Annotated in this window: 19 protein-coding genes; 6 read left to right on the top strand and 13 right to left on the bottom strand. The window is 66.4% G+C overall.

Features of this window, described 5'->3' with window-relative positions:
- Window positions 1–8 precede the first annotated feature (8 nt).
- The 3 genes from flgK to IE266_RS02535 form a co-directional block, all read right to left on the bottom strand.
- Window positions 9–1,418 carry a flagellar hook-associated protein FlgK gene (gene flgK, locus IE266_RS02545; protein WP_189678461.1) on the bottom strand — a complete coding sequence of 470 codons (1,410 nt, stop codon included), beginning with the start codon at window positions 1,416–1,418 and terminating at the stop codon, window positions 9–11.
- A 28-nt stretch (window positions 1,419–1,446) separates the two neighbouring features.
- On the bottom strand, window positions 1,447–2,757 hold the full coding sequence (locus IE266_RS02540) for a flagellar hook protein FlgE (RefSeq protein ID WP_189678460.1): 1,311 nt from the start codon (window positions 2,755–2,757) through the stop codon (window positions 1,447–1,449).
- A gap of 117 nt (window positions 2,758–2,874) precedes the next feature.
- Complete coding sequence (locus IE266_RS02535) at window positions 2,875–4,644, bottom strand: hypothetical protein (protein WP_189678459.1); 1,770 nt, start codon at window positions 4,642–4,644, stop codon at window positions 2,875–2,877.
- A 166-nt stretch (window positions 4,645–4,810) separates the two neighbouring features.
- On the opposite strand from IE266_RS02535, the gene flgF reads away from it, so the two are divergent.
- From flgF to IE266_RS02510, 5 genes are all read left to right on the top strand, one after another.
- The gene (gene flgF / locus IE266_RS02530; protein WP_189678458.1) at window positions 4,811–5,560 is read left to right on the top strand and encodes a flagellar basal-body rod protein FlgF; all 750 of its coding nucleotides are present in this window, start codon (window positions 4,811–4,813) and stop codon (window positions 5,558–5,560) included.
- Between the two features lie 12 nt (window positions 5,561–5,572).
- Window positions 5,573–6,358 (top strand): flagellar basal-body rod protein FlgG, encoded by a 786-nt coding sequence (gene flgG, locus IE266_RS02525; RefSeq protein ID WP_189678457.1) that lies wholly within the window; start codon window positions 5,573–5,575, stop codon window positions 6,356–6,358.
- Window position 6,359: 1 nt separating this feature from the next.
- A complete protein-coding gene (gene flgA, locus IE266_RS02520) occupies window positions 6,360–7,016 on the top strand; it encodes a flagellar basal body P-ring formation chaperone FlgA (RefSeq protein WP_189678456.1) in 657 nt (218 codons plus the stop codon).
- Window positions 7,013–7,780 (top strand): flagellar basal body L-ring protein FlgH, encoded by a 768-nt coding sequence (locus IE266_RS02515; RefSeq protein ID WP_189678455.1) that lies wholly within the window; start codon window positions 7,013–7,015, stop codon window positions 7,778–7,780. The genes flgA and IE266_RS02515 overlap by 4 nt, the downstream gene beginning before the upstream one ends.
- 64 nt (window positions 7,781–7,844) lie before the next feature.
- Entirely contained in the window at window positions 7,845–8,471 is a 627-nt protein-coding gene (locus IE266_RS02510; RefSeq protein ID WP_189678454.1) for a hypothetical protein, read from the top strand.
- A gap of 3 nt (window positions 8,472–8,474) precedes the next feature.
- Here the strand turns inward: IE266_RS02510 and IE266_RS02505 are convergent, their stop codons facing one another.
- From IE266_RS02505 to IE266_RS27150, 7 genes are all read right to left on the bottom strand, one after another.
- Window positions 8,475–9,128 carry a flagellar hook assembly protein FlgD gene (locus IE266_RS02505; RefSeq protein WP_189678453.1) on the bottom strand — a complete coding sequence of 218 codons (654 nt, stop codon included), beginning with the start codon at window positions 9,126–9,128 and terminating at the stop codon, window positions 8,475–8,477.
- Between the two features lie 22 nt (window positions 9,129–9,150).
- Entirely contained in the window at window positions 9,151–10,839 is a 1,689-nt protein-coding gene (locus tag IE266_RS02500; protein WP_189678452.1) for a flagellar hook-length control protein FliK, read from the bottom strand.
- A gap of 10 nt (window positions 10,840–10,849) precedes the next feature.
- Window positions 10,850–11,584 carry a sigma-70 family RNA polymerase sigma factor gene (locus IE266_RS02495; RefSeq protein WP_189678451.1) on the bottom strand — a complete coding sequence of 245 codons (735 nt, stop codon included), beginning with the start codon at window positions 11,582–11,584 and terminating at the stop codon, window positions 10,850–10,852.
- Window positions 11,585–11,670: 86 nt separating this feature from the next.
- Window positions 11,671–12,447 (bottom strand): hypothetical protein, encoded by a 777-nt coding sequence (locus IE266_RS02490; protein ID WP_189678450.1) that lies wholly within the window; start codon window positions 12,445–12,447, stop codon window positions 11,671–11,673.
- Between the two features lie 364 nt (window positions 12,448–12,811).
- Window positions 12,812–13,858, bottom strand: a complete 1,047-nt coding sequence (locus IE266_RS02485) for a flagellar motor protein MotB (protein WP_189678449.1) — start codon at window positions 13,856–13,858, stop codon at window positions 12,812–12,814.
- A 66-nt stretch (window positions 13,859–13,924) separates the two neighbouring features.
- Window positions 13,925–14,377, bottom strand: coding sequence for a Ros/MucR family transcriptional regulator (locus IE266_RS02480; protein ID WP_189678448.1), 453 nt, complete (start codon window positions 14,375–14,377; stop codon window positions 13,925–13,927).
- Window positions 14,378–14,495: 118 nt separating this feature from the next.
- Entirely contained in the window at window positions 14,496–14,810 is a 315-nt protein-coding gene (locus IE266_RS27150; protein WP_268249741.1) for a MucR family transcriptional regulator, read from the bottom strand.
- 168 nt (window positions 14,811–14,978) lie between these two features.
- On the opposite strand from IE266_RS27150, the gene IE266_RS02470 reads away from it, so the two are divergent.
- The gene (locus IE266_RS02470; protein ID WP_189678446.1) at window positions 14,979–15,650 is read left to right on the top strand and encodes a winged helix-turn-helix domain-containing protein; all 672 of its coding nucleotides are present in this window, start codon (window positions 14,979–14,981) and stop codon (window positions 15,648–15,650) included.
- 6 nt (window positions 15,651–15,656) lie between these two features.
- Here the strand turns inward: IE266_RS02470 and IE266_RS02465 are convergent, their stop codons facing one another.
- From IE266_RS02465 to IE266_RS02455, 3 genes are read right to left on the bottom strand one after another with little or no spacing between them, the layout of a single operon-like run.
- Entirely contained in the window at window positions 15,657–17,510 is a 1,854-nt protein-coding gene (locus IE266_RS02465; protein ID WP_189678445.1) for a tetratricopeptide repeat protein, read from the bottom strand.
- A gap of 1 nt (window position 17,511) precedes the next feature.
- Window positions 17,512–18,855: an FkbM family methyltransferase gene (locus IE266_RS02460; RefSeq protein WP_189678444.1), complete on the bottom strand. Its 1,344-nt coding sequence runs from the start codon at window positions 18,853–18,855 to the stop codon at window positions 17,512–17,514.
- Window positions 18,852–19,895, bottom strand: coding sequence for a hypothetical protein (locus IE266_RS02455; RefSeq protein WP_189678443.1), 1,044 nt, complete (start codon window positions 19,893–19,895; stop codon window positions 18,852–18,854). The genes IE266_RS02460 and IE266_RS02455 overlap by 4 nt, the downstream gene beginning before the upstream one ends.
- Window positions 19,896–19,944 lie beyond the last annotated feature (49 nt).

The following is a 19,944-nucleotide window of genomic DNA, read 5'->3' as shown; positions in this document are numbered from 1 at the left end:
CCTATTCTTCAGGTTGCCGCCAGCAACGCGTCGAGCATGTCCGACAGCGCGCTGATCACCTGGGCATTCGCGGCATAGCTTTTTTCCACCATCAGCAATTGCTGCAACTCGTCGTCGAGGCTGACGCCCTGGGCGTTCAGGCGGGCGTCGTCGATGCTGCCGGCAGAGGCGGCGTAATTGTCGAAGGCTTCGTCGGCGCGGGCGCGGATGTCCTGCTGGGCCGAGATCATCGCGGCGCCGAATTCCGACAGCGCGATGCCCGTGGGCAGGCCGCTGGCGCCGTCGAAGGACTGGGGCGCATCCAGCGCGTCGATGAAGGCACCGAGCTGGGTCGATTCACCCTGCGCCCCCGGCGTCGTCGCGCCGATGCCATCGCGCAGGCGCCAGAGCGCGCCGCCGGCGTTGGGGTTGACCGCGTCATTGACCGAGATCCGCCCGGCAAGGCCGGTCAGCGAGGCCGGGTCATAGGCCGCACCGTTGTCGGTGAAGAGACCGGCGGCCGGCGGGGCGATCGAGGCATCGCTGTTCTCGAAGGTCTGGATCAGGCCGCGCGCGAACTCGTCGAGCTGGAGGCGGATCTTGGGCAGGGTCGTCACCAGCAGCTCGACATGGCCGGCGATGCTGCCTTCGCTCACGCCGATGGCCCGGCCCGGAGTGACCTCGTAGCCGCCGGCCGTCAGCACGCCGGTGCCGCGGTCGTATTCGAAGTTGAACACCTCCGTTCCGTCGATCAGCCGCGCCCCGCCCGTCGTGCGCACGTTGACCGAGCCCTGCGGGCCGTCGCTGATCTTGATGTCGGCATAGGCCGACAGCTGGTTCAGCGCCGACTCCTGCTGGTCCTTCAGCGTGACGTAGAGCGCGCTGTTCGGCTCGGTCCGCGCCAGCTTGGTGTTCACGTCCGATATCTGCTGCATCAGCTTGTTGGCCTCGGTCATGTCCGAGGTCAGCCGCTGGTAGGTCTCGTTCGTGGCGGTATCGAGATCGCCGGACACCCGGTTCAGCCCGCGCGTCAGCGCCTGCGCCGATTGCAGCGCGGCCTGTTGCAGCGAGCTTTGGCCGGGGTCGTTGAACAGGAAGTCGAGGCTGGTCTGGAACTGGCTGAGCAACTGCGTCGGCGCGCCGGCATCGTCGATCGAGCCGAGCGCGGTGGTATAGGCGGTGAGGCCGGTGCTCAGCGCCTCCTGGCGGGTCATGCGCCCGTATTCCTCGCGGAACATGCGCGTCAACGAGGCATCCGTCGCGCGGATCACGCCGGTCGCGACCACCGAACCGTCCGAGAAGGAGGCGCGGTTCAGCGTCCGGCGCCCGTAGTCCGGGTTGTCGGCATTGGCGATATTCCCGGAGACGACCTCGCTCCACTGGGAGTTTATCGCCAGACCGGATCGGGCGACGTTGAACGCACTGGTAATCCCGCTCATGGCGTCACCTTCTCAGTCAGTCGTCGGATCAGCGTTTGAGACGCGTCGTCTCGTCCATCATCTCGTCGACGGTGGTGATGATCTTGGCGTTCGACGAATAGGCCCGCTGGGTCTGGATCAGACGGGTCAGCTCCTCGGCCAGTTCGACGTTCGAGGATTCGAGCGACCCGGTGGTGATGGTGCCGGTGGCGCCGGTGCCGGGCCCGAGCAGGTTGAAGCTACCCGAGGCCTGGGTGGTCAGGTAGGCGTTGCCGTCGACAAGCTTGAGCCCGTCGGGGTTCGGCACCTCGGCCAGCGGGATGTGGTAGAGCAGGTGGCGGGCGTTGTTGTCGAAGATGCCGTAGAGGTCGCCCTTGTCGTCGATCTCGTAGCGGACCAGCTCGCCGGTGGCATAGCCGTCGATGTCACCGGCAACGGTCACACCGGCCCCGGAAAACTGGCTCAGCCCGTCGATCTCGCCCGGGGTGCCGATGCTGAGCTCGATGACCTGCGGCGTGGTGCCGTTGTCGATGGTCAGGCTGGCAAGACCGGTCGCTGTGTCGAAGGAGAAGGCCGCCGGGGCGGGCGCCATCGAGGTCACGTTGGAATAGGTCAGCGGCGCGCCGGCGGTGGGGCCGCTGTCGGCGAAGGTGATGTCGACCGAGCCGAGATCGACGCCTTCGGCGGCGATGGTCAGGGTCCAGAGGTTGGGCGTGGTCGAGGGCAGCCACGAGAACTCGACCCGCTGCGCGGCGCCGAGCGCGGTGTAGAACTCCTGCGAGGTCACCAGCGGCTGGCCGTCGATCGCGGCGGTGCTGTCGGGGCCGGTATAGTCGGCCGGCAGGTTGCCCTGCACGGAGATCGAGGTGGTCGCCTCGCCGCGGATCGTCACGTCGCCGACATTCACGGTCTGCAGGTCGCTGAACTGCGACCGGTCGACGGTGCCGAGCGAACCGTTGTTGTCATAGCGGAAGCCGGCGAGATAGAGGCCCGCCGCGTTGCGCAGGTTGCCGTCGGCATCCGGCGTGAACGAGCCGGCGCGGGTGAAGGCATAGTTCGCGGCGACGGTTTCGTTCGGGTTGCGCGAGACCACGAAGAAGCCCGAGCCGCTGATCGCCATGTCCGAAGTGACGCCGGTCAGGCGGGGCGAACCTTCGACGGTGACGTTCTGGCGCGAGACGGCGCGGACGCCGGCATGACCGCCTTCCCCGGTGGAGGAGGCGGTGGTGACCATCTGGGCAAAGCTGCGGCGATAACCATCGGTGTTCGCGTTGGCGATATTGGTGGAGATCGTGCTGACGGCCGAGGAATTCGCAAGAAGGCCGGCAACCCCGGTTTGCATTGCGCTGGAAATGCTCATGTACGTGTCCCTATAGACGTCTTTGTGCTTAGCTGAGGGATAGATATGCATGAAAAATTTCATGCAGGTTAAAGAATTGGGTATTTTTCATTTGTTCCGCTTCTTGCGGAATCTTCTTCAGTTGCCCGAAGACTTGAGATTGCGCAGGTTTTCCAGCGTCTTTTCCGCCGTGTCGACGCGCTGCTGCGCAGTCACCGCGCGCAGGGGCAGCAGGTCGGGCGCCTCTTCGGTGAGGCTGTTGGCGATGCGCGCCCAGTCGGGCCGCTGCGTGACTTCCTGGAACCGGCGCGCCACCTCGATGGCGGTCTCGCTGTCGCCCGAGCGGTGGGCCGAGAGCAGCAGCCGCACCGCGTCGCTGTAGGTCGCGTCCTTGCCGGCGCGGCCGAGGATGATGGCGTAGAGCCGCTTGGCCTCTTCCCAGTCGCCCCGGCCGAAATGGGCGGCCGCGCGCAGCCGAAGGTAGTGCAGCGTGGGTTCGGCCACCTCGGTATCGACCACGTCCGCGGCCTCGCCCCGCTCGGCATGGAGCCCGGCGCGCAACAGGTTGAGGCGGTCCTGCAGGTCGGCCTCCTCGCCGCGCAGGCCCTCGGCAAGGATATAGGCCAGCTCGTCGAGCTGGCCGCCGCGATAGAGCGCATCGGCCTGTTTCAGCCGCAGCATGTCGAGGCGGCGGTCGTCGGTCTCGACCAGGCCGAGATCGCGGGCCACCAGCAGGAAGTCGTGCGTCTCGCGGTATTCGTCGGCGGCGACCATCGTGGCGCCGAGGCTCATGAACCGATCCGCCAGCGCCTCGGTCTGCAGGTCGAAGCCTGGCTCGAAGCGGTAGCCTTCCGAGATACGCCGGTGGCCGGTCAGGAAGTCGGAGAGCGACAGCTTTCCGGCGGCACCGCGGGCGTAGAAATCGGTCCAGAGGCTGCGCGCCTGCTGGCGCGCCAGCTGGGCGTCGGGCGTGTCGGGATAGCGCGACATGATGTTCGAAAGCACCTTGAGCGCGCCAAGCCCATCGCCGAGCTGGAGGTTGGTGTCGGCAAGCTGCTTGAGCACCGCAACGCCCCAGGCGTCCCCGGTCCAGTCGCGGCTGGCCTGTTCCAGCAGGGTGCGGGCGTCCTGCAGCGGCAGGGTGCCGGTGTTCAGGCCAAGCTGGATCAGCCCCATCCGGGCGCGGTGGGCCCAGAGATCGTTGCCTTGCCCCGCCTTCAGGTAGTTGTCGAAGGCGGTCAGGTAGTCGCCCCCGGCCTCGGCGGTGCGGGCAAGCTGGAACAGGTAGTTGGACGACTCCGCCAGTTCCGGGTCAAGCGCGAAGCGCCCCGCCAGGCGGCGCGCGGCGGCCCATTGCCGGGTTTCCACGGCGGTGTCGAGCATCGCGGGCAGCGCCTTGCGCACGAAGGGGCGGGAATACTGGTAGAGCCGCTTGGCCGCGACATCGACGTATTTCCCGGCCTCCTCGACCTCGCCCTTCTTCCAGTGGTGCAGCAGCACCAGAACGGCCTGGTCGCGCCAGAGGTCGTATTTCGGATCGAGCAGCGCCTCTGCGCCCTCGGAGAGCGGGATGTCGCGGGTATCTATCGCCGCCAGCCCGACCTCGAGCGAGGCACGCTTCAGCTCGTGCGCGCGGACCAGGCCGGGCGTGAGGCCGGCAAGCACGTCGCGCCCCTCTGCGGCGAGACCGTGGGCGAGGTCGAACTCGGCCAGGTCGAGCAGCGCGCGGATCTCGGCTACGCCCTGGTAGCGGTTGCCTTCCTCGTCGGGTGGCTCGGAGCGTCGGGCATTGGCGATATTGGCGTAGAGATCGCGCCGGCGCTGCAGGAAGCTGCCGGTCTCGAAATGCGGCATACGGAACTGTTGCGGCAGCAGAACGGTCTCGGCCGGAGGGCCGCTTTCAGACATCGCCTCTGCCACGGGCATCAAGAACACCGCGGCACCGGCCATGAATAAAAATGAATATAGCCGCAAGTTGCCCACAGTTCTTCATATACGCTTGCGTTATCATAGATTATTAATCATGATATACAACAACAGAAGACAGGTCGACCAAAGTTAAGAAGGTCTGACGATGGACAATTCAACCTACGTAGCCCTTTCGCTCGCGCAGTCCATGCGTCGGGACCTGGATGTTACTGCCAACAATATCGCCAACGCCAATACCGCCGGCTTCAAGGGCGAGCACATCGTCTTCGAGAGCTATCTGCACAAGGGCGGCGCCGAGAATGCCGAGACCGAGATCAGCTTCGTGGCCGAGACCGGGTCGTTCACCGACGACAGCCAGGGCGCGCTGTCGCAGACCGGCAACGCGCTGGACGTGGCGCTGCTGGGCAAGGGCTGGCTCTCGTATCGCACCGAGGACAACCAGATCGCCTACGGCCGTGATGGCCGTTTCACCGTCGATACCGACGGTGCGCTGGTGACACTGAGCGGGGCCAGGGTGCTGGACACGGGGGGCGGAGAAATCTCGATCCCCCCGGGGGCCGGCGATATCGAGATCGCACGGGACGGGACGATCTCGAGCAGCATCGCCGGCCCTATCGCCCGCATCGGCGTCTTTGACCTGCCCGACCTGCAGGCGCTGAACCGGCTGGGCAACGGGATGCTTGTGCGCCCGCCGGGAACCGGGACGGGGCTGCAGGTTCCGGCCGAGCGGACCGAGGTGGTGCAAGGCTCGATCGAGAGCAGCAACGTGCAGCCGGTCACCGAGATGACCCGGCTGATGGAAATCCAGCGCTCCTACGAGCGCGCAATCAATCTGATGAACGGCAGCGACGAGTTGCGGCGGGACACGCTGCAGCGCCTCGGGCGGCTGGGGTAAAGGAGACGAACCATGCGAGCCTTGGGAATTGCGGCCACCGGCATGATGGCGCAGCAGACAAACGTCGATGTCATCTCGAACAACATCGCCAACGCCAATACCACCGGCTTCAAGTCGGCCCGCGCGGCGTTCCAGGACCTGATCTACGACCACCGCTCGCGCGAGGGCGCGGCGACGTCCGAACAGGGCTCGGTCCGACCGACCGGTGTGGACATCGGCCTTGGCGTGCGCACCGTCGGCACCGTGCGGCTGAACGTGCAGGGCGGGCTGATCGCCACCGAGAACAAGCTGGCCATGGCGGTCGAGGGGCGCGGCTATTTCACCGTCAACCTGCCGGACGGGACCAATGCCTATACACGTGACGGCTCGTTCCAGCTGTCGGCGGAGGGGCAGATCGTGACGCTGCAGGGCTACGAGGTCGACCCCGGCATCGTGGTGCCCGAGAATACCGTCGACATCGAGGTGAGCGAGCAGGGCATCGTCAGCGCCTATATCGAGAACGACCCGATCCCGGTGGAGCTGGGCCAGCTGACACTGACCACCTTCATCAACGACGCCGGCCTGCGCCCGCTGGGCAACAACCTGCTCGAGGCGACCAATACCTCGGGCGATCCGCAGCAGGCGGTGCCGGGCGATCCGGGCGTGGGGATGATCCGGCAAGGGTTCCTCGAGGATTCCAACGTGAACATCATCCAGCAGATCACCGACCTGATCTCGGCCCAGCGAGCCTACGAGATGAATTCCAAGGCGATCGAGACCGCCGACCAGATGATGTCGGTCACCAACGAGATCAAGTGAGATGAAGCACTTCCTCCTCTCCTCGCTCTTCGCGCTCTGCGCCTCGGCCGCGCTGGCCGTGCCGGTCGAGGAGCTGGTCTCGGAACAGGCCGCCGACAGCCTAGGCGTCGAGATGCCCGAGCATGGCGCGTTCCAGATCACCTTCCAGCGCAAGGATTACGACGAGGCCGAGCTGATCTCGGCCTTCTGGATGGACCGGACCACCGGCCAGTTCCTGGCCAACGCGGTGCTGCCCGGTGGCACGGTGATGCGGTTGCAGGGGCTGGCGGTGCTGACGGTGCCGGTGACGGTGCCGGTGCGGCGGATGATGCCGGGCGAAGTGATCACCGAGGCCGACGTGCAGACCATCGACATGCCGCACGCGCGGATCGGCGTCTTTGCCCTGACCGACCATGACGCGCTTGTCGGCAAGCAGGTGCGCCGCACGCTGACGCAGGGCCGCCCCGTGATGGCGCAGTCGGTGACCGAGCCGCTGGTCATCACCCGCGGCGACAAGGTCTCGATCCAGTTCAACGACGGCCGCCTGTCGCTCTCGGCGCCGGGCCGCGCGCTGGACGACGGCTTTCGCGGCGCCGAGATCCGCGTCGTCAACCTGGTCAGCAATACCCTCGTGACCGGGGTCGCCATGCCGGGCGGCCTCGTGGAGATCGTCAGATGAGCACGCCCTATCGCGTCACCGCTTCCTCCCTCGCGCTCTGCGTGGCGCTGGCCGCCTGCGGCAGCGATCCGTTCAACCAGGACCCGGATATCTCGAACATCTCGCTGAACGGGCAGACCGTGCCCGAGATGCAGTTCGTCTCGGTGCCGATGCCGCCGCCGAAGGCGCCGCGGGTGCCGAACCGGGCCGAGAAATCCTCGCTCTGGGCGCCGGGGTCGGGCGGGTTCTTCGCCGACCAGCGGGCCAAGGAAGTGGGCGATATCCTCACCATCATCATCGAGATCAGCGATGAAGCCAGCCTGTCGAACACCTCGTCGCGGCTGCGCACCGGGGGCAGCACGATCGCCTATCCCAAGCTCTTCGGCTACGGCAACAAGCTCGACAATATCCTGCCCGACGTGGGCGAGGACGATCTGCCCGAGGGCGAGGACATCGTCGATGTCGGCTCGAACATCACCGCGCTGGGGCGCGGGTCGATCGACCGCGACGAGAAGATCAGCCTGAAGGTCGCCGCGATGGTCGTGCAGCAGCTCCCGAACGGCAACCTGGTGATCGCCGGCCGGCAAGAGGTGAAGGTCAACAGCGAGCTGCGCGAATTGCGCGTCGCCGGCATCATCCGGCCCGAGGACGTGCAGACCAACAACACCATCCCCTACGACAAGATGGCCGAGGCGCGGATCACCTACGGCGGACGCGGCCAGATCTCGCGGCAGCAGAAGAGCGGCTATGGCGAAGGCGCTCTCAACATAATTTTGCCTTTCTAGGACTAAATTCACGCCCCAATGGGATGTGACACGGGTACCCGCAAGAAACGCGTGGGGTACCCGCATGAAAATGCTTCTGATCGCAGCGGCCGTTGTCCCTGTCCTGAGCCTCGGCGCCGGTTACGGCATCGGGACGACGATGGGCGGCAAGGCCGAGAAGCACGAGGCCGCGGTGACCAACCAGTCGAAGGACGGCGAGAAGGAAGCCAAGGCGCTGATCGAGGCGGCCGAAGCCAAGGCCAAGGCAGAGGCCGGACATGCCGAGGACGACGGTCACGCCGCCAGGGCCGAGACGCCGTCGGCGCATGAAGCCAAGCCCGCGCATGGCGAACCGCACGCCAAGGCCGATGACAAGCCGAAGAAACGCTCGAAGGAAGTGGTCAACCTGGGCCAGGTGACCGTGCCGATCTACAAGCCGATGAGCGTAACCTACGTGGTCGCCGACCTGGGTGTCGCCATGTCGAGCGCCGAGCGCGCGGCGCAGTTCCGCATCGCCGAGAACGCCACCCGCCTGCGCGACAACATCATGGAAAGCTTCCGCGAAGCCACCGAGAACCCGAAGATGCGCCGCGCCGCGCTGGATTCGGACTGGCTCTCGCGCCAGCTGACGCAGAACCTGCGCGCCGAGTTCGAGGACGCCGAGGAAGTGATCTTCCTCAACCTCTTCAAGAAGGACGTGCCGCGGAGCTGATCGTCAGCGGATGCTGACGACGCTGCCCGAGGTGGCGACATTGCCGTTGCGCAGGATCAGCGTCGGCGTTCCCCTCTCGAACGACAGCTCCTCGACCCGCGTGGCCGCATAAACCGAACCGGACACGTCGGTGCCGTCGGTCGTCTTGGCTTCCAGCTCGACCGTGAAGACGGCATCCGGGACCGGCAGCCCCTTGTTGTCGAGCCCGTCCCAGGTAATCTTGTGCACCTCGCCCTTGAGGCCCTTCAGCCCGGTCAGCTCGCGCACAACAGTGCCGTCTTCGGCCTTGATCGTCATCTTTACCAGCCCGGCATCGTCGTCGACCGCGTATTCGAACTTGGCCGCGCCATCGATCAGCTCGATCGTGTCGGTGGCCAGCAGCACGTCGTGGCCGATCAGCTGGATATCGGACATGGCCGCATTGGCCGAGATCTGGGCGTAGATGTTCTCGAGGTTGTTGTTGGTCACAACGCTCTGCTCGACCTGGGTCAGTTGGGCAAGCTGCGAGACGAACTGCGTCGAGTCGATGGGCTGGAGCGGATCCTGGTGCTGGATCTGCGCGGTCAGCAGCTTGAGGAAGCTGGTATAGTCCTCGCCCAGCTTCTGGAGCGACGAGGTGCTGGCGCTGGGGGTGGTCGTGGTGCTGCCGATCTCCATGGTCCGGTCCTTCGTGCCTGGGTCAGGTGATGATATCGACGCGCCCGTTGGCGAAGACGTTCTGGCGCGGCGCATAGGCCACCACCTCGTCCTCTTCGGGCGCGCTCGGGGTGTAGTCGAAGGCCTGGGCCTCGGGCTGCTGGCGGGCGCCGCGTCCGAAATCCTCGAAGCCGAGCGAGCCGTCCTGCATCGCCGTGCCATTGTCACGGAGGGCGGCCAGCAGGATCTCGCGGTTCTCGCGCAGCGCGCCGAGCACCGCCGGGTTCTCGGCCCGGACGGTGATGCGCAGCGCGCCATTGTCGTCGTGGACGAGGTCGATCTCCATCGAGCCGAGGCCCTGCGGGTTCAGCTGGATGCGCGTGGTGCCTTCGGAAAGCTGGTTGCCACGCAGCTGCGAGGTCACATGCGAGGCAAGCTGCGCCTGCGGGCTGTGCAGGCTCTGCGCCGCCGGTATCTCGATCGGGCGCAGAGAGAGCGCGTCGAAGCGTGCCGGCGGCAGGTTGACCTCGGCCCGCTGCGTCGGGCCCTCGGACGCGTCGAGCGCCGCCACCTCGGGCGCAGCCTGTCCGAGCGCGGTGCGCACGGCGCGGCTGCTGGGCGACATGGCCGCGAAGGTCATCGCCTCGGGGCTGGCTGAAAGACCGCTGTCGCGCAGGATGGCGGCGAACTGGTCGGCGTTGTTTTGCAGCGCCGAGAGGATGCGCGGGTTGTCGGCGCTGACGGCAAGGCCGGTTGCCTCGCCCGCGATCCGGGTGACGGTGATCTCGACCACGCCCAGCCCCGAGGGGACAAGCTGAACGCGGGCGGTGTCGCCGCTGACCTGCAGGTTGCGCAGCTGCGGCGCGAGGTTCGCCAGCAGGCCGCTGCGCGGCGCTGCCTCGGCGCTGGCCTGCGGGGCGGCGGGAAGCACGTCGCGGAAGGCCTCGACCGCGCGGCCCTCGGGGATATCCGAGGCGGCGACGCTGCCGGGGCCGGCGGCGGCCTGGCGGATCAGGTCGCCGATCGATTGGGCACCCGGCACCCGCAGCATGACCGGCGAGCTGGGCACGACGGCCGGGCTGGTGGTTTCGCCGTCCAGCCCAAGCAGGCCCCGCGCGACGCCGATCAGCCCGGCGGCTGCGGTTGCATCGCTCTCGCCGCGCAGGGTGAAGGCGGGCAGGGTCGCCACGTTGGCGGCCAGCGCCTCGACCGTGTTGGTGCCATTGGCCCGGTCGAAGCGTTGCAGCACCAGCCCCAGCCGGTCGGCGAGCAGCGTGGCGAAGGCCACGCCGCTGGCGGGGGCCTCGGTGGCCCCGGCCGATTGTACGGCGGCCAGTACCGAGGTGTCCGCCGGCAGCACACCAGCGTTGACGGCGAGGTCCGGGTCGGTGAGCCCCGGCGTTCCGGCGGTGACGGTCCCTGCCGGCGCAGCCTGCCCCATGGCGGCCAGCATCGCCGCCATGTCGGTCGCCCATTGCTGCAACTCGTCCAGCGTGTCGCCCAGCTCCTGCAGGATCCGCGCGCGCGCCGCCGGATCCTCGGGCAGATCGACCTCCACCGTCTCCGGCGCGTTGGCGGGTCTGGTCACAGGCTGGCTGGCCGGCTGCGCCGCCCCGGTCGAGGCCAGCAGCTGTGCAAAGATGCCCTGGGCACCGGAAGTGCGGGCCGGGCCGTCACTGGCCAGGATCGACCGCGCGGCGCTGGAGGGTTCGGCCAAGATCACCTTGTTCATCCGGTTTCCTTCAAGTGAGGGCTTCCATGTGGAAGCCCGCTTCGATCAATTTCTTGCGCAGCCGCAGCAGCGCGCGTTTCTCCAGCTGCCGGATCCGGTCGCGCGAGACGCCGTAGTCGCGGGCCAGGGTCTCGACGTCGCTCGGCGGGTCGTCGAGGCTGAGGCGGCGGATGATCTCGGCATCCTGGTGATCGAGCTGCGCCAGCGCATGGGTGACCAGCCGGCGCTGTTCCTTCTCGCTCGACCGCAGCGCCACGGTTTCCTCGGGCGTCAGCGCCGGGGCGGTCAGCTTGCCCGAAACCTCGCCGATCTCGCCCAGGTCGACGGTGCCATACATCGCCATCCGCGCGATCTCGCGGTCTTCCTCGGTCAGCCGACCGCCGCGGGCGTCGAGGAAAGTGCGTACCGGGATGTCGATGACACTCTTGATCCGGACCAGCGCGGCGGCGATGCCGTTCAGCACCCACCAGCCGGCGTAGGTGGAGAAGCGCACCTCCTGCGCGAGGTCGAAACTGTCGGCGGCACGCATCAGGCCGATCATCCCCTCGGCAACGAGATCCTCGATATGCACCGGGTTGTCGGTCCAGCGGGCGGCCTGGGCATAAACCTGGCGGGCGTGCGAGCGAAGCAGGCGTTCGAGCGCCGACTTGTCACCCTCCTGTTGCCAGTTCCGGATTGCGTCACGCTCTTCGGCCACCGTCAGCATTGGCTCGTTCATCGCCGCCCGTCGCGTGATAAACATCATGTGAAAGTGTCCGACAAGTATTTGGCGTCAAGGACATATAAGCACAGTCCAAGAAACCGGGAAAGGACATTGCGGTTTAGGGATGATTAAAATCCCTTGGAGTGTCGCAATATTTCCCAATCCATGCCGGCGGTTCTCTCGAGGGTGATTCCATTGATCGCCGCCTGCAGCAGGCCGTGCCATTCCTGGAGGCCGTAATTCCCGTCTGGAAACACCAGCAAGCCCTGCGGAAGGCGGTCGTATTGCGGCGCGGCAAAGGCGGGGTCGAGCTTGAGCAGGTAGCTGCGCAACTCGGCGCTGGCGAGGCAGTTGGCGCCGAGGAACAGGTGGGTCCGGTCGGTCCGGGCCTGCATCGCGCCGGACCAGTAGGCGCCCAGCGTGCCGGTCAGGCCCTTGGCGAATTCGTCGGGGACAAGGCCGAGATGCTGCATCCCGATGCTGCGGGCCATGCGATCATAGGCGCAGGCCATGATGTAAAGCGCCTCGTTCTCGCGTTCGAGCGGGAAGACGCCGTTGCGCACGACACCCAGCAGCACCTTGGCGACGGCAACGCCGATGTCGAAGGACAGCATCTCGAGGTCGATCGGCGCAGTCAGGCAGTCGTCGTCGCAGACCACCACGAGCGAGCCATAGGGGACTTCGACCGAGAGCTCTTCGACCAGCACGTCGCCGAGCGCGAGTTCCGGCATCAGCTCCATGTCATCCTGGTAGACATTGGCGCGGGCGGCCCCAACGGGACCTTGCAGGAATAGCGTCTTCGTGGGGACCATCGCCTGGAAGATCCGGCGCACCCGTTTGCTTTCCGCGGCTCCGGCCGGGCGGATCGCGCCCTGCCAGATCTGCTCAAGGATTCCCGTGCGCATTTCGGATTCCCCCAGTAATCCCAGTGACATGTACAGGTTAACGGAAGGTTTACGGTTCACTCCAGACGGCATGTGTAAACCCGATTCGCGAGATACCGCTCAGGTTGATCAAGGGGCCTACCAGATCTCGGGTTATCCACAATATGTAGTGGGGATAACTCTTCGACTTAACAACCTGTGTTTACGGGACTTGACCCCGAATCGGGCGAATCAGGGGGTGCGGCTGTGGATGGCTTGCCGCTCCGCTCGGCATTGCGCCCGAATTTACAATTCAAAGGGTTGACAAGATTTTCTTGTGGACAACTGGAACAGGCAGCGATTTGCGGCCGACTACCCCAGCCGAAACAGGCGAGGGACCGCCTATCTATTGGGCAGCTTGCAACGCCGGGTCCGGGTAGGCGAGCAGGATGTCGATCCGCCGGTTCAGCGGCGCGTCGGGGCTCTCTGGCGTCAACGGCTTGGTATCGGCGAGGCCGGCGATCTGCTGCACCCGCGTCGGGTTTACCCCGGTGCTGATCAGCACACGCCGGGTCGCATTGGCGCGGTCGGCGGAAAGCTCCCAGTTCGAATAGCCCGAGGTGCGCAGGAAGGGCACCGAGTCCGTGTGGCCCGAGATGGTCAGCGGGTAGGACATGTCGGAAATGGCCGAGCCGACGATCTCGATCATCTCGCGGGTGTGGTCCTCGATCCGCGACGAGCCAGAGCCGAACATCGAACGGCCATCCTGGTCGACGATCTGGACCGTCAGCCCCTCGGGCGTACGCTCGAACCGGATGTTGGCGGTGAAATCGGTGAGATCGGGTTTCTGGCGGATCGCGTTTAGGATGGTCTCCTCGATCGCGTCGAGTTGCGCTTCCCGTTCGTATTGCGCCGCGGCGACCGCGGCCGAAACCGGCTGGCCAGGACCGGTGCCTTCGTGTTCGGCGGTTCCGTCATGCTCGGTGATGCCCTCATGCGGCTGGGTGCCGTCGAGCGGACCCGAGCGCGAGACCACGTCCCGCCCGCCATTGCCTGCGGCATCCAGTGGGGCGGGTTCGTATTCGACCACCGTGCGGGTGGTGTCTTCCTTGAGGCGGCTGTCAAAGACCGACAGCGGGTTCTCGCGGCCGAAGCTTGGCAACTGCACCTCGCTCTGCGGGCCTTCGCTGCCGCTGAGCACGCCCTTCTCGGCCAGCACTTGGCCACCGAGGACACCATCGCCCTTGCCGCCCTGTTCGGACAGCGAGGGGGTGAAGTAGTCGGCCAGGCCGCGCAGCTTTTCCTCGTCCGAGGCGGCCAGGATCCAGAGCAGCAGGAAGAAGGCCATCATGGCGGTCATGAAGTCGGCATAGGCGACTTTCCAGCCACCGCCGTGATGGCCGTGTTCGCCCTCTTCCTCGATCCGCTTGATGATGATCGGTCGGTTTCGCATCCGCGCCCTGCTCGGCCTCTGTCCTGTCCTGCGCCGGGCCTTCTGCGGGCACCGTGGCGCGCGTCGTCAGCTTCGGTTCAACACGCCCGCGCGCTTCCCGGCCGGGTCTCGGGCATATTTGCCAAAGCCGGTTTCCTTGGCGTATTTCGCCTTCTTGCTGGAATAGCTCGGGGCCACCAGCGGCACGTCGGCCGGAAGGCCGAAACGGGTGCGATACTCGGCCTCGGTCAGGCCGTGTTCGGCGCCGATGTGGCGCTTGAGCATCTTGAAGCCCTTGCCACAGCAGAGGCAGTAGACCTTGTCCTTGGTCATCGCCTTGTCGAGCGGCACCGCCGCCTCGACCGGCTGCGCGGGATCGGCGGCAAGCGGGGCCGTCGCTTCGGCCGGGGCTTCGGAGGACATTTCGTGGCGCAGGCGGTTGAACAAGTCGACTATCTCGTTCGGGCTGACGCCGGAGCGCCCCGCATAGGCCGCAACAATGCGCGAGATCATCTCGTCCTTGCTGTCAATCGTGCTCATTCTGCCTCCGACCTGCCCATGCGCAAGACTCATAAACAGGTATTCCGAAAACGCCCTCAGATCTAGATGAAACTCGGAACTGCCCAAGAATCAATCGGAAAGACGCTTTTTCTGTTCTTCACTCTGCTTTCGGCAGTCCACCGAAAAGCGTTTTGTTGCGTTGGTTTAGGTAGTTCCTGGAAACCATCGGATAATCATCGGGAAGGCCCCACCGGCGGCGATACTCGTCCGGGGAGAGGCCCAGCGTTTCGGCCAGATGACGGCGCAGCGAGACGTGCCGGGTGCCTGTTTCCAGGCAGATGAGCACGTTCGGCGTCACGCTATTCTCAATGGCGATAGCGGGTTCCGGCCTGTCGGGCCGATCGCCGCGCCGCCAGAGCCAGCGCAGAATCCTGTATGTTCTCCTCAACGGCCTACCGTCCCTCGGCTTCACGTTCGATCGCGAACTTCTTCTTGGTTTCAAGGACAATTATGCAAAAATAGTTAAGGTTGGTTGAAGGATTGTGCATTTCTTGCATTTTTGTTTGCCCGGGGTTGGAGAATCCTTCGTGACCGCATAGCTTTGTTGCTTGTCGTACAACATCAGCCGACGGATTCCCTGGTGAGCGGAGCTTGCATCATCGTCGTTCCGGATCGGCGACAGCGCGCGGACCTGCTCAAGGTCGCGCAGCGCCTGGGCCTGGATTGCGTGGTGAACCTGGCCGAGCCCTACCAGGTCGATGGCATTTTCGAGGTGCCGATGGCACTGCGTCTGGCGATCGTCGCGGTGGATTCGTCGGCCAACGGCGCGCTGGGGCTGGTATCGCGGCTCTGCGTGAACATGCCCGAATGCCTGGTGATCGCCGTCGACGCCGCCGATACCGAGGACAGCGCCGCGCGCGCCTTTGCCGCCGGGGCGCATGACGTGCTGCGGATGCCGCTGCGCCCGTCCGAGGCCGCGGCGCGGATCACCCGCGGGCTGGCCCGCATGGCCCCCGCGCAGGCGCGCCAAGTCGAGGCCACCGTCAACGGGATGATCGGAAAGCTCGACCTGAAGCAGGCCGAGGCGAACATCCTGCGCATATTTTCGGCGAACCTGGGTCAGATCGTCACCCGCGATGCGCTGTCGCAAGAGCTATACGGCACGCCCTGGCAATATGGCGACCGGCGTTTCGACGTCTACGTGACGCGGATCCGCCGCAAGCTGCGGCAGGCCTATCCGGACAGGTTGGAACTGCGCACGATCCGCTCGGTCGGATATACGCTGGAATACCTGGTGCAGGCGCAGGGCTGAGCCGGGTCATCGCGCCAGCGCCTCGGCCAGCGCGGCAAGCGGCGCGTCCCAGTCGCTGGCCTTTTCCTGGCGGTGTAGCGTCGCCGCGCCATACCAGGGATCCGAGCTGCCACCGCCGCCCCAGTACCACATGCAATCCGCCCCCTCAGGGATCAGCAGATGCGCCCCGGCATGACCCAGCGCGCCGCACATGTGGGCGGTGGTGTTGTCGATGCTGGCGACAAAGTCCAGCGCGGCAATCTGCGCGGCGAACCCGGCGAGATCGGTCATCTGGTCGACCTCGGCGTCGGTGACGAAACGCAGGTCGGGGCGGGCCTCCTGCGCAGCTTTGATTTCGGCGGCGACATCGCCGTATTGCAGGTTCACCACCAGCGCGCCCTGCGGCAGCGCCTGTGCGAGGCGGGCCAGCGGGACCGAGCGGAGGTGGCCGATCAGGCTGGTGCTCTTCCAGGCGACGCCGACAACTGGCGCGCCATGCGCCATTTCGGAATATTTACGGCGCAGAGCATCGCTGCGAGCAGCATCGGGCACGAGGTACGCCCCCTGCCGCGCGGCCGGCTCTGCGCCGTCGAGGTAACGGGTAAGGTCGCCGAGATAGACCAGCTGGTTCGGCGCGAGCTTTTGCGGGTTGGACAGGAAGTTCTTGCGGTCATGATGAGCGATGCCCAGCGTATTGCCGGCAAGCAGCGGGCCGAAACGTGCGTCTGCGATCAGCGTGACCTGCGCGTCCGGCGCCAGCGGCGCGAGGCGCAGCAGCTCCAGCAGCGCCAGCTGGTCGCCGATCCCCTGTTCGCCCATCAGCAGGACGCGGCCCAACGAGGCGAGGTTGTCCGGCGCGGCGTTCTCAAGCGGGATCAGCGCGCGCTGCTGCGCCGGGAAGCGTTCGGCATAATGCGGCGCGGCGGCGGCATAGTCGCCCTTGCGCAGCAGGAAGACGCCATAGGCCTTGGCCATGTTGCCGCCGGCGCCCGTGACGTGGATCGCCTCGAGGAATGCGGCATCCGCCGCCGCGTCGTCGCCCCGGTCCTGGTGGATGTTCGCCATCACGCCGCGCGCATGGGCAAAGCCCTCGGGCGAGGCAAAGTCGAAGCCGGCGGCAAGGTTCTCGGCCTCGTCGGAACGGCCCATGACCCGCAGCATGAGGAGATGCATCCCCATCACAGCATCGCGGTCCTTGACCCTGCCCAGCAGGTCGAGCGCCAGGGGTTCGGCCTCGGCAAAGCGGCATTGCGTGACCAGACCGCGCAGGCGGCCGATCTGGTGCGCCTCGGGTTTCGGGTCGAGGTTATAAGCCTGTTCGTAGAACTTCGCCGCGCGATTGGGTTCGTCGGCATCGACCAGCATGTCGGCCAGCTTGAGGCAGACGCCCGCATCCTTGAGGCGCAGCACATGCGCCTCCATCAGGTCGGCCGCCAGGATGCGCCGTCCGAGCTGGGCCATCAGTTCGAGATAGAGCCGGGCGAGGCCCGCGTCCTCGCTGCCGGCGGCAAAGGCGCGGGGGATCAGCGTCACCGCCTCTTCGACCTCGGCGTCCAGCACATGCGCCTTGGCGAGACCGCCCAGCACCAGCGGGTCCTTGGGCCGCATCGCCTGCGCCTCGGCGAAGAAGGCCTTGGCCGTGCGTCCCTCGCGCTGCGCAAGCGCGGCGCCGCCCATGACGATCCAGGCGTGCGGGCTGGCGGGGTGGCTCTGGGTGATCGGATGCGCGAGTTGCACGGCGCGCATCACCTCGCCCCGCGCCAGCGCGTTATAAGCCTCGTGCAGGTCCAGCGATTCCTGCCCCTTGATGCCATAGACCTTGGCGGCCTTGGCGATCCGGACGCGGCGATCCTTGCGGCTGAGGGCGGCTTGGTCGGTCATCTCAGTCCCTCGGCACGACGAAGTAGTCGATGGTGTTGCGATAGGCAGTGCTGTCGACCACGCGGTAATTGGCGCGGCGGCACCAGTCCTGCACGAACCCCATGATGTTCTTGCGCAGCACCTCGATCCAGATCACCGGGCGGTCGCGGGCGATCAGCCCCGCCGCGCCGTCGAGCACGTCGAGCTCCATGCCCTCGGCGTCGATCTTGATGAAATCGACACGGTCCATGCCCAATAGCGCATCAAGGCTGCGGGTCTCGATCCCGCCGTCGCTGGCGGCGACGAGGCGGGTGGCGCCGAGGTTGTCGGCGTCATCGGTCACGGCGGCGAAACGCCCCTCGCCCCGGCCCGCACCCAGTCCCCAGCCGCGCCGATCGATGCGGTCGGCGATGCCGTTGGCGGCGATGTTCTGATCCAGCAGCGCCAGCGCCTCGGGGTTGGGCTCCACCGGGTAGATGCGCGCCGGGTCGAGGTGGCGGGCATACCAGACGACATGGTTGCCGATGTTGGCCCCGACCTCGACGATGTTCGGCTTTGGCTGGTTCAGCAGGCGCTTGAGCTTGGCAAGCGAGCTTTCCTCGAAGAATTGCCCACGCAGGTGCGAGGCCTGGATCAGGTCGCGCGGGTTGGTGACGCGCATCCGGGCCGGCGCGCCCTCGGTATCGCGGATCTCGGCGTAGACCGGCACCTCGGCCAGCTGCTCGGCCCAGAGTTTTGACACCGCCGTCTGCCAGTCGGCCCCGGTGGCCCCGCGCGGGCCCGTGGAATGCTGACCGCGCCGGTTGACGAAGAAGATCTCGGGCCGCTTGGCGCAATGGCAATCGGCCCAGAGCTGGTAGTAGAACTTGAAATCCTCGCCGGTGTTCATCGCCGCATCGAAGCCGAAGCGCGCGGCGCAGGCGGTTCGGACAAAGGCGCCGATCTGTAGTGAGAGATGCGGCTCGACCGTCAGCAGCTGGGCGCGGGTGTCGATGCGTTCCGGCTGGCCCTCGCGCAAGGCCGGGTCGCCGTTGTCGTCGAAGGTGCAGATCAGGCCCCAGACCGCGTCCAGATCGGGTTCCGCTTCGATCACCCGGCCAAAGGCCTGAAAGGCGTTCGGGGTCATCACGTCATCGGCGTCGAGGAAGAAGACCCAGTCGAAGCCCTCGGCCTGCGCCCGATCCAACGCGGTATTGCGGCGGTTCGAGCGGCCGTGCCGGCCCTCGGTGTCGTCCATCACGAAATGTTCGATGGTCTCGAATGGCCCGGGGTCATAGGCGCGGGCTTGCGCGACCGAGGGCGCGCAGGAGGACTCCAGCAGAGCCCCGTGGCCGGGGCCGACCGGGGTTATGACCGCGCATTTCATTCCGAGTTGCTGGCCAGAATCCGCTCGAAGGCGCTGACCGGGCCGAGTGGCACCATGTTGACTGCCGCCGCTGCGGTGCCGGCGACAACACAGGCCGCCGCCGCCGCCCGCAGCGGCGTGAGCCAACGGCGCCTGGGTCTTGCCGATGGCTGGGGGGTCAGTTGCGGTTCTTCTTCGACCTCGACGCGCGGCTCGGTCACGGGACCGCCCGGCGCAAGGAAGACGCCCTCGGAGGTGATCGTCGCCTCGACATGCAGCAGCCGGCCCTCGAAGGCGCGCAGCAGCGCTTCGGGGAAGGAGCCGAGCGGGATGTCGAGCACGGCGGCCCGGCCCGGAAGCCAGCCGGCCAGCGCCGCGCGCGGCAGGTAGAAGCGCAGGAAGTCAGCACTGAAGCCGATCTCGTTCACCACCACCGGATCGGTGTTCACGGTGACCCGTTCGGGCGCGAGGATGACGCGGACAAAGCTGCCGGCGATGCCGATATGGCCTGCGCCGAATTGGCATTCGCGCTGCGGCCCGCCCGGCATGAAACCGAAGGGCATCCTGGCGGCCGGAGGTGCTGGCGGCTGTGGTGTCTCGGCGGTGAGCCGGCGCACCTTCTCGGCGATATCCGCCTTGGCGAGACCGAGGTTGAGGCGGCGCGTCGGACCGGCACGGACGGGCTCGGAGCCCTCGGCCTCCTTCCGGCTCGCCTGCTCCTGCTCGGTCTTGTAGTTCTCGGCATAGGCCTTGGCCTTGTCGACCAGCCCGCTGACCCCGGAAACGATGGTCAGCATGTCCTGCTCTTCCGAGAACCGGACGGCGCGGGTGGGCCAGCCCTTGACCTCGGGCGCAACGGCGAAGCTGCGGGTCGGCAGGTCGAGAACCGCAGCCGCGCGGCGCAGGGCGCGGGTGCCTTCCTCGTTGTGGTAAATCACGGTGCGGCAGCTGCCGTCGGCCTTGAGACACAGAAGCACGCTGATGTCCGCCGGCCAGTCGGGCAGGACGCTGCGGACCAGTTCCTCGTCGAAACTATATGCGAAGGCTTCTGAGTTATTCATGCTCTTGGCGTCAGATTGGCAGCTGGACGTTGGATTTATACTCAATTAT

The sequence above is a fragment of the Seohaeicola zhoushanensis genome, assembly GCF_014656415.1.
In the GTDB taxonomy this organism is placed as follows: Bacteria; Pseudomonadota; Alphaproteobacteria; order Rhodobacterales; family Rhodobacteraceae; genus Seohaeicola_A; species Seohaeicola_A zhoushanensis.
Note: the sequence above shows the minus strand (reverse complement) of the source record. Positions and strands in the feature narration are given on the sequence as shown.